The sequence below is a fragment of the Flavobacterium sp. Flavsp81 genome, from assembly GCF_059491325.1.
Genome location: NZ_CP168505.1, coordinates 4,709,707 through 4,727,234 on the forward strand (window position 1 = coordinate 4,709,707; position 17,528 = coordinate 4,727,234).

Here is a 17,528-nt window from a genome sequence, read left to right on the forward strand (position 1 = left end):
CAGGATGACAATAATTTTCAGAAGTATAAAAGAAGTTCACTCAAATTTATATTTTTAACCTAATTGACTAACTCAGTTCGATTGTTAAATAATTGATTTCACAAAGAATAACCCAGCAAAAGGACTTATATGTAAATCTGTGAATTGCCTCCAGCTTCAGCTGGAGGTAAATTAAGTAAAGATAATTGGCTTTAGCCGAAAGGCACAGAAGTGTCATTTGGCTAAAGCCCTTTGTGTATTTAGATTATTATCCTCCAGCTGAAGCTGGAGACAACTCAAAACCTTCTTTTTAATAATCGAACTTAGATTATTAATGGTTTAGTCTTTTCCTAAATACTTAGTAAAACTCAAATTCGTTTGGTATAAAAAGAAGCAAAAAATGCCTCAAGATAATCTTGAGGCATTTTTGTTATATCAAAGACAGTAACTATTGTTTTACAATGACTTTACCTGAATATTGATTATTAAGTAATAAAATATAAATACTGCCAGGCAATATTTGGTTTAAAACCACATCTATATTCCCTGTATCGTTTTTAACTGATTTTAAATAAATAGTCTGTCCTGCAAAATTAATTAACTTCACCTGCACTTCTTTTCCAATTAATCCTGTATTGGTAGAAATAGTGAATCTGTTATTTATTATTGGATTAGGATAAATAACAGTATTTTTTAATACCACATTATCAATTAAACCAGGTTTATTGTTAACTGTTTTCAGGGTAGACTGACTTTCTTCAGTTATTTCCTGAGCACTCAATGCCCGGCTATAAATCTTAAACCCATCAATAGCACCTTTAAACATAGGGTCGTTAAATTGAGATTTACCTAAATAATTCTGATTGGTACTGCCAATATTTGACGGCTTAATAGAAACAGCAGTGTTAGAAGCAACAGCAGCCCCATTGATGTACAAAGTACAGGTGTTTCCAGACTGGGTAACAGCAAAATATGTCCAGGTATTAAGCGGTAAAACATAATTAAAACTAACCTGCTTTTCTGCCCCTCCATTTTTAATAGCATAACGCATAACATTAGCACTTCCTGCCTGAACCGATAAAAACATATACTTGTTGGTGCCGGTACCAAAGTCAAAAACACGCATCCAGTTCGTCAATGCATCCATTTTTACCCATGCAGAAATAGTAAAATCAGATAAAGTACTGACAATTCCGGTAGGTAAGGTTGCATAAGAGGTGGCTGTTCCGTCTAATTTAAGAGCTAGTCCTGAATGACCGGCAGCACGTGTTGCCGTTGTTTGCAAAATACCATGATTAGCTCCCCAGCTGTCTATTGCCTGGCTTCCGGTTTGTTCATCAAATTTAAGAGAACTAATTTGACCTGTATTTGGCTGAGCTGTCACTTCAGCACTATTAGGGTTTTCTCCAAGACTGGTTATAACAGAAACTACATAATAATAAGTATTCCCATTAGTAACAGCTGTATCGGTAAATTTTGATCCGGTAATAGTTCCGACAATTGTATAAGTACCGCCTGAATTGGCTGAACGTTTGATGTTGTAACTGTAATTTAGAATAGGATCCCATTCAATGATATTTTTAGCATCACCTGCTGCAGCCTTAACATTATTTGCAATAGCATATACTGTTAAAACTTGTGTTTGTGATGTTGCCGGTGCGTAAACATTATTTCCTGTCTGTGAAGCAGTAATAGTTGAAGTTCCGGAAGCCAGAATATGAATTTTGCCATTTACAATACTTGCTACTGATTCGTCCGAACTGGTATAAGTAACAGCAAGACCTGAAGAAGCAATAGCGCCTGCATCAAAATCTGAACCGCCAATAATTTTTGAAGACAGGGCATTGAACGAAATGGTTTGATCATTCTTAACTACAGTCAGGTTCTGTTTAACCGCATCGGCAGGATAATAATTTGCATCGCCGGCTTGTGTGGCTGTAATTTCGGAAGTCCCGGCACCAACGATATGAATTTTTCCGTTTACAATTGTTGCCACACTTTGATCAGAGCTTGAATATGTCGCCGTTAATCCTGAACTGGATACAGCTTCTCCAAAATCCGGATCTCCCACTTTTAGGGTAGTTATTGCGGGGAAGGATATAGTTTGGTAGGATGGAGCAACAAAAGCCTGTAACTCGGCAACAGTCTGAACAGTTTTTACCCAATCTACCTGATAATTAGTTTCCCCCGATGTGATGTCAGCAACCTTAAACTGAAAGGTTGTAAATGATGTAGCATCAGTAGTCGATAACATAACAGGAGTTGCCCCAAAACCTGTTGTAGTCAGATCGTAATAATAAATATCTTCACCTATTTTTCCTGTCCATTTATTTGCACCATTACCATAGGAACCTAAGTTAGTATCAAAAATAAAACTACAGGTCACCGGCTTTTTTATTTTAATGGCAAGGATTGGAAAATTCCCCGCATGAATGCTTATAGTACTACCTTTCTTCATGTCTCCTCTGCCTTTTCCATTGGATTGAAGAACCGTGGTAACTTTTAGTTGTCCGTTTTCACTACTGGCCACTGATCCTGCTGTAACAGCATTCCAGACATCTGTTGTATTGGTGAAATTATTGTCAATTAATCCCAAATTTGAAAAAGTATAATCGTTGGCTGTATTCAAATAAAAAAACAAGGAACCATATCCTGGATTATCGGCTCCAAACGGTGCTCCTTCAGGTCCCATTTGCCCTAATACCGCTTTGGTCTGGGGCATTGCAATGCCTTTGCGGTAAACGTAGTGGTTATAAGCAATTTCAAATACTGCCCTAAATGCACCTCTTCCGGTAGAAGAAATAGCTGTAGGGGTATAATCGGCATAATTCTTCTCGCAGTAATCATAACTTGTCTGGTAAGGAACATCTAAACCCAGATTGTATTGTGAAGTGTATTCATAACCTCTCATTATGGCATTATTATTCGTGGCATACAGATCAACTCCTTGTTTTAAAGCCATTTCTGCTAATTCTGCCAATGAGCCAATTGCCAGCATCGTATGGGGCTGATCGCGGTTGCTTTCCTGTAATTGTCCGGCATCTGTAATTACATAGTTTTTAATGCTTCCATTGCCTTCTCCGTAATAATAGTAGTTTACGGTTTTGTTAAACATGGCTGTATCTTCGGTAAATATGGCAATCCCCATCAATGCTTTCATACAAATGATATCCCAATTCCCATGCGCGCAGGGTCTGAAATTACCTATTACAGGATAAAAGACATTTTTCAGCATGTTCTGACATTGGAGGATTTTATTCGCAGGCCATGCCGGATAAATCGAACGCATTATTTCAGCCGCATTAACCAGCATAAATCCATACAAACCATTTAATTCGGCATCTGCTCCTACTATAGATTGGGTCGTAGCGGAATAAGCATCCAATATTTCAATTGCTTTTAAAGCATGTGCCTCATTGCCGGTAATTTTATACATTAATGCATTTTGATAAGCTGCAAGAAAATCACTTTCAACATTGTTTTTGACTGTTCCTCCGGCTGTACCATCAATAGTGAGGGAGGCATCTCTTGTAAGGGAGCTATAAGGTCCTCTCATTGTATAAGTCTCAGTTGATTTTCCGGAAACCAGTAACTGCTGATAACTCTGATATGGACGGGTAACCTGCCGGTCAACAAGGTCTTTTATCCTGTTAAGATCATCTGTACCATGAAGCAACCCTGGATGAACGAATGTTCCGCTAAATTCAAATTGAGGATTTGTATTTCCTGAAGGATTTAAGAAGGTTCGCAATGCATCTACAGAGGCAAAACTCTTTACCCAGTCTACTGAATAATTGGTTTTATTGGCAGCAATCTCTGCATCGGTCAGTACAATTTCAGCAATTTTAATCTGGAATAATGATAATGTGGTCGCCTGAGTTGTCGAAAGTGTGGTAGAACCCAGCTTACCGGTAGAAAGATCCCAATAATATACATTGCCTGTGTCGGTTACAATTTTAGTACCGTTATTATTAGTACCGTTATAAGATCCTAAGTTGGTGTCAAAGAAATAATTACAACGTGGAGGTTTATTTATTTTTATAGCAATAATAGGATAATTGCCTGCATGGAATGTTATTCCTCCATTTTTTTTAAGATCAGCACGATATTTTCCCGCGGATGGTGGTGGAAAAGTGACAAGAAATTTTCCGTTTTGAATCTGGCCAGTTGAGCCTGCGGTAGCTGCTATCCAATTAAATGTTGAGCCAGTGGAAAAATCATCATTAATCAAGCCTGTTTGGGCTTCAGTTTTAACAAAAGGAGCAAACAACATCATCAGGCAAAATAACCTGAGGAAAATTGGTTCAGATAGCCTTTTGTGACTTACAATTGGCGGTTTAAGAAAATTTAGTAAAGTAAGTTTTTTCATAATTATTCATTTTAATTGGTTAAAATAGTTGTTTGTGAATCTGCTTAATATTTATAATAAATCATCGGAATTATGAATTTTTTACTTAGTTATTTTTTAAGAAAATAATTTAAATATGAGTAATTATTTATGATTTAAATTCATAACTATAAAAAAATACTTACACAATATTAAGAATTAAAAAACAGCAAGACTATAACCTAAGAGCCAAATGTTATAATTTATCGTTCATTTAGAATTTACAGGCTCTCAGGAAGTTATCATTTGAGCACTTGTATTTTGCGTGTTTGATGGATTTACTCTTCTAATTTTATTGTAAACTCAGCATCCATGGGATCTCATAATTTTTATAAGTGACAAAAACGGATGAATGTTAATTGTCATATTTTATTGATTGGATTTACTTTTCTTTGAAAACAATATCCTACATTTGATATATTAATATGATCAATATCATTGGATTATGGTATTTATGTTGAGGTTTTCAATAGGATTTAGAGCCTTTTTACTTTAAGTAATAGCTATATTATTTATAAACTAATATTTTACTATGATGAAAAATTACATCTACTTTTTCCTAAATAGTTTTAAAGCAGTTGTTTTAGGAATACTTTTGATGCTATCGTCAGCAGGGTATTCACAGGTTACAAAAACTGTAGGTGCTACGGGTGCGGACTACACTACATTAAAATTAGCATTTGATGCTGTCAACTCCGGTACTTTAACAGGAGCAATTACTTTACAGGTAATAGATAATACGACCGAAACGGTATCTGCAGTATTGAATGCTAGTGGTACCGGAAGCGCCAGCTATTCTACTGTTATAATTTATCCTACTGTGACTGGTAAAACGATTTCAGGCTCCATAAGCGGAGCACTTATAGATTTTAATGGTGCAGATAATATAGTGATTGACGGCAGGCTTAATCAGGCCGGGGCTAAAAATCTTACGATTTCAAATACCAGTGCTGCCTTAACAGCAGGGACCTCAACCATCCGGTTTATTAACGATGCGAGTTCGAACACGATTAAATATGCCTATATAAAAGGTTCTACTTTAGAAGTCACTGGAGGAATCATTAATTTTAGTACCACTACAGCTACTACCGGTAATGACAGCAATACCATTGATAACAATAATATTACCAACGCTGCCGATGCGAACAGACCATTAAATGCGATATATTCTTTGGGAACCAGTGCAAAAGAAAACAGTGCCAATACAATCAGTAATAATAATATTTATGATTTCCTGAATAAAACGGCAGTTTCTAATGGTATCAATCTTTCTGCAAATTCAACTGCCTGGACTATTTCAGGGAACAGTTTTTATGAAACAACACAATTTAATACTGATGGAGGCACCGGTGCTAATTTTGCTTACACAGCAATTAATATTAACAATAATACTACAGGTGTAAATTTTACAGTATCTAACAACTTTATAGGAGGAAATAGTGCACTAGCTACAGGAACCTGGGAAAAATCATATACCGGTGCTGCGGGTAATGCTCTGAGTAGTAATAATCAATTTTCAGGAATTGCCATTAATGCCGCTATAGGAACAGCAAGTAGTATACAAGGGAATACCATTAAAGGATTTAACTGGATAAATTCGGGAAATTATACAACCGGATCGTTTAATGGTTTACTGTTGTTGGGAGGTACTCTTAATGTAGGCACAACTTTGGGAAATACCATAGGATCACCGACAACTGCTAATGCAATTAAATATACAGGTGCAGACGGTATGGTTAATGGTATCCAGATTAATGCTGCTTCAGCTACAGGGATTATAAGGGTGGAGAACAACCTCGTGGCTAACATAACTTTAATAGACTACTCAGCGTTTACAGGAATATACAAAAATGGGAGTGCGACAACTGTAATTATACAAAATAATACAATTAGAACAATCAATGCTACAGGGATTTACGCAGTCAGACTTGCAGGAATTAGAACTGAATCCGGATCTGGCTCAATGCTTGTTAGTGGATATGGAATTGTTGGCAATACCATTTCCGGAATAACAAATAATTCTGTTTCCGGGTCACCTGTTTCTGGGGTAACCGGAATCCTAACGCATGTAAAAGCAAATATTATAAACAATTCAATATCGAACTTAACATCTTATGCTGTAAATGCCGATATTGTGGATTCAAGTGTTCTTGGAATTTTTGCAAGATCTAATCAGGATTTCATAATAAAAGGGAATAAGATTTGGAATATAAAAAATAATAGTCCGACTTTAGGGAGTAATGCTGTTCAGGTGGTGGGAATTTTTTGTGATACTTCAACTTTCGCTAATAATGAGATATCAGGTAATTTTGTAAGTGATTTATCAGTAGCAGACGCCAGCTCTACCGCAGCTATTATATTAGGGATTAAAGTTCGTCTGATAACAGGTACGGCTAAACATACGAAATTATATAATAATGTTGTGAGCATTAAAGGTACTACAAGCTCTACTATATATGGAATTACTGTGGCGGATGCAGGTTTTACAACAACAACCGGCTATCTTGAATTATATTTCAATACGGTAAATATTACCGGAGGTGCTTCAGCAGGGGCTAATAATTCATATGCTCTTTTCTCTTTTAGTTCAGTACCTACTGGAAGTATAAAGGATAATATTTTTGTAAATACAAGAACCAATAGTGGAACTGCATCGGGTTCGAATTATGCCATCAGCTTATCAACAGCACCTACCTCAATGGATTATAATGACTATTACGTATCAGGGACAGGAACTGTACTTGGCCGGTTTAATTCCGTTGATCAAACAACTTTAACAGCCTGGAAAACTGCTACGGCAAGAGATGCGAACAGTTTAAATATCGATCCGCAATTTACTCTTGCAGGTGGCACCAGTGTGCTTCATTACAAAGTAGGCGTTACATTGCCGGGGACAGCAACAAACGCAACTCCTACTATTACCACTGATTATTTGGCTAAAACGCGTACTGTTCCCACCATGGGGGCATTTGAAGGGATTGCTTCCAATATTTCATGGGTGGGTACCACGAATAATTTATGGAATGTGGGTTCCAACTGGTCGACCGGGGTAGTACCGATATCATCTAATACAATTTCTATCAACTCAGGAACCCCGGTTCTTAATCAGGATTTTACAGTTGCAGGCGACCTTATTGTTTCAGGAACGGGGACTTTAACCGTAAATTCGGCTAATACATTAACGATATCCGGAATTGCTGATTTTGGAGAGAGAAATGTCACTTTTAAATCGGATGCTACAGCAACGGCCCGTTTTGGAACATTTACAGGGACTTTGCTGAATGCCACTAATGTAACCGTAGAGCGTTACATTCCGGCAAGACGGGCTTATCGATTTTACTCTTCACCGGTAACCACAAGTACATCCATTTATGCAAACCTGCAGGAAGGCGGAAGCAATACTGCCGGTTTGGGTACACATATAACCGGAGCAGGCGGGAGCGCAAATGGTTTTGATCCTACAGGAACCAATAATCCTTCTATGTATACTTTTGACAATGCAACACAATCGTGGATAGCAGCCACCAATACCAATAATAGTATACTGACACCAACAATCCCAACTCGTTTGATGGTTCGTGGAGACAGGACTATTAGTCTGCTGACCAATACACCAACACCTACAAACACAACACTAAGAGCTACCGGAACTTTATTTACAGGTACAACCGGAGTTTCAGAAAATGCCATTGTAGACAATTATCTTTTTATCGGAAATCCGTATCAATCGCCTGTGAATATGAAAACTACAGTAAGCAGCGCTACAAATCTTAAACAATTTTATTATGTCTGGGATCCTACTTTAGGTACCCGCGGTGCGTATGTAGCCAGGGATTTGACTGCCGGAGTAAATAGCGTCACATCTGCTGTTAATGATTACCTGCAGCCTGGTCAGGCCTGTTTTGTTCAGGCAAGTGCTACGGCTGCTACAGCATTAAGTTTCACAGAAGCCAATAAATATACAACAGCAACAAACCAAAATGTGTTTCGCTTCGCAAAAACTGAAGAAGAATTATCCAGCCTTCGTATTGCTTTATACGATAAAAACACGTTAATAGCACAAGGAACTGCTGCAGATGGTTTGGTTGTTCTGTTTGGTGCTGATAAAACCAATGCAGTTGATGCGAATGATGCCGGTAAATTGATTAATCTGGATGAAAATCTGGCCACAAAGTCAAGCGGGAAATTATTTACTATCGAAAACAAAGCACTGCCTACCTTAACAGATGAAATTCAATTGGATATTAATACCTATCGTTCGACAGATTATACATTTGTAATTGAAGGAAAAAGTATCGAAGGAGTTACAGCTAAATTGTTTGACCAATTAAATCAGACCTATACAGAAATACCGGAATCAGCTGCAGTAAATTATAATTTTTCAGTGAATGCTGCTAATTCTGCAAGTGTAGCATCTGACAGATTCAAAATTGTTTTTGTCAATAAACCAGCATTAAATAATGAAGTCTTTTTGTATCCAAATCCATCAAACGGAGGTATAATAAACTTAACCTTCACAGATAATACCCAGGAATCAAAAGTTAGTATTATAAATATTATGGGACAATTACTTTACAGCAAAAAGGTAGAAGCAGGCCAAGCTGTGAATTTGAATCAATCCTTCACTCCCGGAATTTATTTTGTCAAGGTTGAACAAGGAGGGAAATCAGTAGTAAAAAAACTAATCATTAAATAATTAAAGCTTTGAAAAATAGAACTGTTGATAACTTGAAAAATATCAGGTTATTTTTATTCTTCTTCTTATTAATTGCTGTTGGCGCAAATGCTCAGACACCACCTCCTTTTCCGGATGATGTAGATGATGTTGCGCCAGCAGTTCCGGTAGATGGCTGGATAGTTCCTTTTGTTGTTTTAGGTACAATTTTAGGATGTTGCATTATAGGAAAGAGTATCAAAGAAAAGAATTTTACAAAATAAATTAGCATATAAAACCTTTCAATTGTATTGTTAATTGTGACTTTATAACAAGGAATTCTCATAACTAAAAGTTGATGAGAATTAAAAATTTAGTTTTTATATAATTAATACAAAAAATGGACAAGAGGCTTTCTCATAATTTGTGAGAAAGCCTCTTTTTTATTGAAGTTAATTATGCCCGGATTAATTAATTTAGTTTGCTATATCTACCAATAAAAACATGTTTTTCTCCACTCAAACAATATCAGCAAACTTTAAAATTTGTTTAGATGATATGTAATCGAATTACACCTGAATCGTATCTCTGTTTATATTGATTTTAGTGTTGTGATCGCTCTAATACCTGTTTCTACACGGTTTTCTCCTCAGAATAACTATAATTTATAGTGATTGCATCATAATTTATCTTCCGGCTATATTATTCTCAGTAACATTGAATATCCTTAAAAAGGATAATTTTTTATTGCTGTGATGTAAGCAATCGTATTTCGAAAAAAGAAAATTTCTGACTGGAATTTAAACAAATAAGAATTTATATTTAATTGAATTATGGGTATTAAATTACAAATTTTAGGTTCGTTTTTTATAACAATGGTTATGATAGGCTGTGCTAATAAAATAAATAACGGCAAACAAAATGACGATTTTGATGTAGACGCACAATTGACTTATTGTGTAAAACAATCTACAAATGCTTTAAAACTGATACCTAATGACGGTAATATTCCCAGAAGCATAGCGATAAATAGTCAAGAGTGGAATTATGTCGATTATAAGGACTGGACCAGTGGTTTCTGGCCTGGGGAACTTTGGTATTTATATGAATACACAAGAGACAATAAATGGAAAACAGCTGCCGATAAATATACTAATTATCTTGCACCGCTTGCAGTCACTCCGGCTTTAGACCATGATTTAGGATTTCAGGTTTTCAATAGTTTTGGCAATGGGTACCGACTGACAAAAAATCCGGCATATAAAGATATAATTCTTAAAGCCGCAGATACTTTGGCGACACTTTTTAATCCAAAAGTAGGTACCATTCTTTCGTGGCCCCGAAAAGTCCCTAATATGGAATGGCCCCAGCATAATACCATTATGGACAACATGATTAATCTGGAATTGTTATTTTGGGCATCAAAAAATGGAGGCGATAAATTATTATACGATATGGCTGTCAGTCATGCCACAGTTACGATGCAAAATCATTTCAGGCCTGATTATACTTCCTATCATGTAGTGGTATATGATAAAGAAACGGGTAAGAAAATAAAAGGAATAACGCATCAGGGTTATAGTGACAGCAGCATGTGGGCCCGTGGACAGGCATGGGCAATATATGGCTATACGATGGTTTACAGGGAAACAAAAGATCCCGAATTTTTAGATTTTGCCCAAAAAGTAACCCGTGTCTATTTAGATCAACTGCCAAAAGACCTGATTCCTTATTGGGATTTTGATGATCCGGAGATTCCAAATGCACCAAGAGACGCTTCTGCAGCAGCAGTTACAGCTTCAGCTCTTTTAGAATTAGCTACATATGCACAAGATGCAGTTTTAGCCAAAGAATATTTTAATAAAGCGGAAGGAATGCTAAAAGAGTTGTCTAAAAATTATCAAAGCGGAGACAGAAATACAGCCTGCTTATTACATTCAACAGGACATAAACCAGCGGGTTCTGAGATTGATTATTCAATTATTTATGCAGATTATTATTATGTGGAAGCTTTGTTAAGGTATAAAAAACTTAAAGAAGACGAACAGTCATTATTGACGTATAAATCCAATTAGAAAAGAATATAATTAACCAACCAAAAATAAAATTATAATGAATAACAAAAAAATACTTTACTGGTCAATTGTGGTGGCATTGGCCGGATTTTTATTCGGTTTTGATACTGTAGTTATTTCAGGCGCAGACAAACAATTACAGCAATTATGGGGTTCATCTGATTTGTATCATGGTTTAGTGGTAATGTCATCTGCACTTTGGGGCACTGTGATTGGGGCTATTTTTGGAGCTCTTCCTACCAATGTTTTAGGAAGAAAAAAAACCTTGATATTAATTGGAATCTTGTTCTTCCTATCGGCAGTAGGAACTGCTTTTGCAAATGATTCTGTTGTCTTTTCTATTTTTCGATTTTTGGGAGGACTGGGAATTGGTGCTTCAACAATAGCTGCGCCAACTTATGTTTCTGAGATTGCTCCTGCAAAAGACAGAGGAAAATTGGTCGCGCTTTACCAATTTAATATCGTATTTGGTATTTTGATCGCTTTTCTTTCTAATTATTTATTACAGGATATAGGGGAGAATTCCTGGCGCTGGATGTTGGGAGTACAATCGGCCCCGGCTTTATTGTATACTTTATTAGTTTTTGGAATTCCGGAAAGTCCGCGATGGATTTATGAATATAAAAAAGATCGTGAAAAAGCCATTGCAATTTTAAAACAAGTCAATACAGACGAGGGAGCTGCACAGGAAATTGCAGCAATGGAGAATGAAAAGCAGCATGAAATATTGGATGAATCTATTTTTATGAAAAAATACAGAAAACCATTGATGCTTGCCTTTTTTATAGCGTTATTCAATCAATTTTCAGGGATTAATGCTTTTTTATATTATGCACCACGTATTTTCGAATTGGCGGGACTGGAAAAATCAGCTTCATTTTTCAGCAGTATCGGAATTGGCATAGTAAACCTGATTTTTACTTTGATAGGTATTTCGTTAATTGATAAATACGGAAGAAAAACATTAATGTATTTAGGGTCATTTGGATATATTATCTCTTTAGGTTTAGTGACCCTGGCTTTTTATAATGAATGGAAAGGTATGGCAGTACCCATATTCTTCTTCTTATTTATAGCTTCTCATGCCATTGGACAAGGTTCTGTAATCTGGGTATTTATTTCCGAATTGTTTCCGAATAAACTAAGAGCTTCGGGAACTTCTTTCGGAACATCGGTTCACTGGATTTTGGCAGCATTAATTCCTTCTTTTATTCCGTTTTTATTCAAAAAGATTGGAGCGACAACAGTATTCACTATTTTCTGTATGATGATGGTGTTTCAATTATTATGGGTATTCATTAAAATGCCTGAAACGAAAGGAAGGACTTTAGAAGAATTATCCGAAGATCTTTCAACAAAATAAATTAAATAAAGAACCGATTTACAAAGTTTTTCTCATCGCATATTTTATTCTGAATAGCAAGGAAATGTCTTATATAAATTTGTAATTTATTAAGAAAAGATATTGATTCTGAAACTGATTTTGGTTGTTTCATTATTTGCACTATAATTTATAGCGATTGTATCATAATTTATACTGTGATTTTGCCAATAGAAGTATACTTGTAATGTTGTTTTAATGAATTAAATAATTAAATTTTAAAAAAGAAAATATATGAAAATAACCAAAAAAGAAGAATGTTATAAAAACTAATGAACTTACAACTAACTAAATTTTAACCACTATAAAAAATTAACCATATGAAAAAAGAACCCTTTCTTCATAATTTTCTTTCCAGAGGATGTAGCCTGACAATCGCACTCATTATAGGATTGTCTACTAATGCAGTTGCAGCAAAAAGCACATCTGTTGACAGAAAGATAGCTAAATATATAAATCAGCAGCAGCAAAAAACAATAAAAGGAAAAGTTATTTCTTCGGACAACAATCTAGGTATGCCTGGGGTTAACGTTGTCATAAAAGGCAAATCAAAAAGTGTTGTTACAGATTACGACGGTAATTATTCAATTGAAGTTTCTTCAAATCAGGATGTACTTGTGTTTTCTTTTATCGGTTTTACTGATCAGGAAATTCAAATTAAAGACCAGTCTGAAATTAACGTAACGATGTCATTAAGCAGTAACGTGCTTGATGAGATTACGGTGGTGGGTTATGGAAAACAGAAAAAAAGTGATTTAACGGGTTCCATAACAACACTTAAGTCAAAAGACATAAATGGTATTAGAGGCGGTAATGCCGCAGAAGCACTACAGGGTAAGAGCGGTCTTACTGTTAATTCGGCAGGGCAGCCGGGTGCAAGTCCAACGGTGCGTATACGTGGGATAGGTACTAATGGAGATTCTTCCCCATTATATGTAGTTGACGGTATGATGTTAAACGACATCACGTTCCTTAATCCCAAGGATATTGAAACGATGAGTGTGCTTAAAGATGCATCAGCAACTGCTATATATGGTTCGAGAGGAGCCAATGGTGTAATTCTGATTACGACAAAAAAAGGTAAAACAGGAACAGCCATCATATCTTATTCAGGAAACCAGGGTATTCAATATGCAATAAATAATTATAAAACTGCAAATGGGTCGCAGTATGCAGCCCTTATGAATACGGTAGCTTCAAATACAGGTGCTGCACAGCCATATCCTAATCCTTCACAATATGGAAAAGGAACTGACTGGATGGATGAAATAGGCAGGACAGGTTTGACAAAGGACCATCAAATATCAGTTTCAGGAGGGTCTGAAAAAATAAACTACAATTTAAGTTTAGGATATTTTGAACAGGAAGGTATATGGAATTATACAGATTACAATCGCGTGACTTTGCGTATCAATAACGAATATAAAATCAGTAATAAAATAAAAGTAGGTCATAATTTTAATATTTCAGGATCAAATTCGGGGCAGGGACTTACTTACAGAACAGTTCGTTCTGTGCTTTCAGGATCACCTCTTATTACGCCTAAAAATCAAAATGGCGACTGGAATCCAATGCAGAATAATGATTTGATTAATCCTGTGGCAGAATTAGAACTGAATAAGGATGCCAATACAAATACAAAACGTTTTGTTGGGGATATATGGGGAACTTACGATATTTTGGATGGTCTTCAATTTAAGACATCTTTTGGTGAAGACTGGAATTTTACCCGTTTTGATCAATTTTTGCCAAAATACAGCATTAATCCTTCATTCCAGTTTAATAACCCGAACAGTTATACTGAAAACTACAGTAATGGCAGCACCTGGTTATGGACAAATACACTTACATACGATAAATTATTTGGTGATAAGCACCGTTTAAACCTGCTTGTGGGGCAAAGTTCAGAACAGACTGATTTTCATGCTTTAGGAGCTACAGGAAAAAATTATGCTGTTGATAACCTGGATTATATATCTATTTATGCAGCAAGTATCAATAACAGGACTGTAAATGCATTTTTGCCTTCAAAATCTTCAAGAGCTTCATTTTGGTTCAGAACCAATTATACCTTAATGGACCGTTACTTGTTTACAGCTACAATCCGTGCAGACGGTTCTTCTAAGTTTGGACCTAATAATCGTTGGGGTTATTTCCCGTCCGCAGCAGTTGGCTGGAGAATTAATAAAGAAAATTTCCTTAAAAATGCTGCCTGGTTAAATAACCTGAAGTTAAGAGGAAGCTGGGGTATAACCGGTAATGACAAGATAATGGATAATGTAGCCTATGCACTTGCTACCCAAAGTGATGAGTTTCATGCTGTTTTTAATGGTCAGGTTAGCCCTGGTGTAGGTATAACCAATGCTTCTAATCCTAATGTGAAGTGGGAAAATAATATACAAACTGACTTTGGAATTGAAATGACTGTTCTTGATAACAGACTTACATTTGAATTTGATCTTTTTAATCGAAAAACAGAAGATCTGTTAATGATCTTACCTGTTCAGGGAGGTTCTGTGGGAATACAGCCAACATACAGTAATGCGGGTTCTGTACAAAATAAAGGATTCGATTTTACATTAGGATGGCAGGATAACAATCATAATTTTAAATATGGTATAAGCTTAACAGGAAGCTCTTTTAAAAATGAAGTGCTTGACTGGAAAGGCCTGACAACAACCTCAACAACATTCTCTACCAATTTGCAGACGCGTATTGAGGAAGGACAGCCTTTTAACTATTTTTACGGTTATAAAACTCAGGGAATTTATCGTACTCAGGCTGATATAGATTCATGGAATCAATATGCACAGAGTCATGGTCAGACAGCTTACCATACCAATGTACAGCTTGGTGATTTAATTTATGTAGATAATAATGGGGACGGACGTATAACAACAGCTGACCAGAGGAATATTGGCAGCCCTTTTCCAAAATTTACTGGGGCGATTGCTTTTAATGCCGAGTATAAAGGATTTGATATAAGCTTTGATTTTTCCGGAAGCTATGGAGCGAAAGCGATGAACAATTCCTATAATGATTTTACTTCGCCTACAAACAATATGCATAGTGACTGGCTTGACTCATGGACGACGACTAATACGGATGCCAGTATGCCAAGACTTGCAGCAGGCTCCGTAAATATGAACCGCACCATAGATCTTATGGTATTTAATGGTGATTATGTGAAATTAAGAAATGCGACAGTAGGTTTTACGCTGCCGGAGAATATTTTTGCCAATACAAGTATCAGTAAATTACGAATTTACCTAACAGGAGCTAATTTGTTATACTTCACCAAATATAAAGGGTTTACACCGGAATTGCCTGATGGACTGGATTATAACACATTTCCCGTTTCCGGCAGTGTTCAATTTGGTATGAACTTAACTTTTTAATCAAATAAATTTATTAAGCATGAAAAAGCTAAAATATATAATAGTAATGGGTGGGTTAAGCCTTTTGGCTTCCTGTGATGATTTTCTGGATGTAACTCCGCAGGGTCAGCTTACAACCGATGTTTATTTTTCTAATGAAGAAAGTATAAATGCAGCGTTAAACAGAGTGTATTCTTCTGTGAACTGGCGTTTCTTTAGACTTGGGACCATGTATTTTACAACACATGAGTTTTGTTCAGATGATGTAAGAATGAATACAGGGGATGTTAATTTTACCTCCGCCTATGATTTTACTAATAATCCTGGCAATATATATGTGGAGCGCCTTTGGGAAAGATGGTATCAATACCTGAATGATTGTAACGAAGTACTTAAACTTACCAGCGGTTATGATAATGAGCAGGCTGTACTTTATAACTCACAGGCACGTTTTTTCAGGGCATACTGGCATTTTGACCTTGTAAATGTATTTGGAGACGTAGTATTGCGTGACCATGTACCTGCACCGTCTGAATATAATATCCCGAAAAGCAGCCAGGAAGAAGTATACCAACTTATAATTAGTGATCTTGAATATGCCGCTGAACATCTTCCGACAAGACAGACGTGGGGTACTGCGAATCTTGGCCGCGTAACTAAAGGAACCGCACTTGGAATGCTTGCAAAAGTATACTTGTACAGACAGGATTATGCAAAGGCTTACGCTTATGCAAAACAAGTTGTTGAAAGCGGCGAATATAGTCTTGATCCTAATTTCCGTAATCTGTTTGCCATTGAAGGTAAATATTCTGTAGAAAGTATGATGCCGGGGCATTACATATATCAAAGTATTACCGGACGTCTTCGTAATCCTTATGTTGAATTTCAGGGAATTCCAGGTTCAGGATTAGGCAGTGCTATTTTTACACCTTCTAATGACCTTGTTAACTCTTTTGAAGCAGGCGATCCACGTAAAGCGGCTTCGATTTTTAATCAGGGAGAAACCATAGACGGCTATACCGGTGTGATCAAATGGACATCAGGATTCCAGTATGCAAATAAGAAAGTTATCTGGCCGGCAACACAATGGCCGGATGCTGATTTCTTTAAGCAGCAATTAAATCTTCCTTTCCTTCGTTATGCAGATATTCTCCTGATTTATGCAGAGTCTGCCAATGAATTAGGTCAAAGTCCTGTGGCATTAGATGCTTTAGAGCAGTTACGTTTCAGAGCGCGTGGCAACAAGACTTTTGCTCAGGCAGGTGTATTACCGCAGATTACGGTTACAGATAAGACACAGCTACGCCAGCTAATCTGGAAAGAACGTCGTGTAGAAACGGCTATCGAAGGAAATCGATGGTTTGACCTCGTTCGTTATGAAAAAGTGGTGCCCGGATATACAACCAATATTATGAATAACCTGGGAAGGACTAATTTTAACTATACTAAAAACAGTAAGTTTCCTATACCATCGACTTTTGTTACCAATTCAAATGGTGTGCTTACACAAAATCCTAATTGGCTATAAAATCTTAAAAATGTTAAAGTTACATCTGGTTTAAATTTGAAAGGCAGCTGCAGTTTACCGCAGCTGTCTTTTTATTTTCACATAAAAATATCATTTTGGTATAAATAAGTAAAAACAAATACAGAACTTGCGTTGTTGTTAAATTAC

General features: G+C 36.3%; 7 protein-coding genes. 6 read left to right on the forward strand and 1 reads right to left on the reverse strand.

What is annotated here, in order from left to right:
* Positions 1 to 427: 427 nt before the first annotated feature.
* Positions 428 to 4,348: a DUF4979 domain-containing protein gene (locus tag ACEN92_RS19720; protein ID WP_495640026.1), complete on the reverse strand. Its 3,921-nt coding sequence runs from the start codon at positions 4,346 to 4,348 to the stop codon at positions 428 to 430.
* A gap of 550 nt (positions 4,349 to 4,898) precedes the next feature.
* Here ACEN92_RS19720 and ACEN92_RS19725 point away from each other — a divergent pair.
* From ACEN92_RS19725 to ACEN92_RS19750, 6 genes are all read left to right on the forward strand, one after another.
* Entirely contained in the window at positions 4,899 to 9,062 is a 4,164-nt protein-coding gene (locus ACEN92_RS19725) for a DUF8693 domain-containing protein (protein WP_495640027.1), read from the forward strand.
* Positions 9,063 to 9,070: 8 nt separating this feature from the next.
* Positions 9,071 to 9,304 carry a hypothetical protein gene (locus ACEN92_RS19730; protein WP_495640028.1) on the forward strand — a complete coding sequence of 78 codons (234 nt, stop codon included), beginning with the start codon at positions 9,071 to 9,073 and terminating at the stop codon, positions 9,302 to 9,304.
* Between the two features lie 549 nt (positions 9,305 to 9,853).
* Entirely contained in the window at positions 9,854 to 11,095 is a 1,242-nt protein-coding gene (locus ACEN92_RS19735) for a glycoside hydrolase family 88 protein (RefSeq protein WP_495640029.1), read from the forward strand.
* A gap of 37 nt (positions 11,096 to 11,132) precedes the next feature.
* Complete coding sequence (locus ACEN92_RS19740) at positions 11,133 to 12,458, forward strand: sugar porter family MFS transporter (protein ID WP_495640030.1); 1,326 nt, start codon at positions 11,133 to 11,135, stop codon at positions 12,456 to 12,458.
* Between the two features lie 338 nt (positions 12,459 to 12,796).
* Positions 12,797 to 15,874, forward strand: coding sequence for a SusC/RagA family TonB-linked outer membrane protein (locus tag ACEN92_RS19745; RefSeq protein ID WP_495640031.1), 3,078 nt, complete (start codon positions 12,797 to 12,799; stop codon positions 15,872 to 15,874).
* A 19-nt stretch (positions 15,875 to 15,893) separates the two neighbouring features.
* Complete coding sequence (locus ACEN92_RS19750; RefSeq protein ID WP_495640032.1) at positions 15,894 to 17,381, forward strand: RagB/SusD family nutrient uptake outer membrane protein; 1,488 nt, start codon at positions 15,894 to 15,896, stop codon at positions 17,379 to 17,381.
* Positions 17,382 to 17,528 lie beyond the last annotated feature (147 nt).

What these genes read in the sequence shown, in the direction of transcription:
- ACEN92_RS19720 (WP_495640026.1), bottom strand. Translation starts at nt 4,348, where the DNA reads ATGAAAAAACTTACTTTACTAAATTTTCTTAAACCGCCAATTGTAAGT.
- ACEN92_RS19725 (WP_495640027.1), top strand. Translation starts at nt 4,899, where the DNA reads ATGATGAAAAATTACATCTACTTTTTCCTAAATAGTTTTAAAGCAGTT.
- ACEN92_RS19735 (WP_495640029.1), top strand. Translation starts at nt 9,854, where the DNA reads ATGGGTATTAAATTACAAATTTTAGGTTCGTTTTTTATAACAATGGTT.
- ACEN92_RS19740 (WP_495640030.1), top strand. Translation starts at nt 11,133, where the DNA reads ATGAATAACAAAAAAATACTTTACTGGTCAATTGTGGTGGCATTGGCC.
- ACEN92_RS19745 (WP_495640031.1), top strand. Translation starts at nt 12,797, where the DNA reads ATGAAAAAAGAACCCTTTCTTCATAATTTTCTTTCCAGAGGATGTAGC.
- ACEN92_RS19750 (WP_495640032.1), top strand. Translation starts at nt 15,894, where the DNA reads ATGAAAAAGCTAAAATATATAATAGTAATGGGTGGGTTAAGCCTTTTG.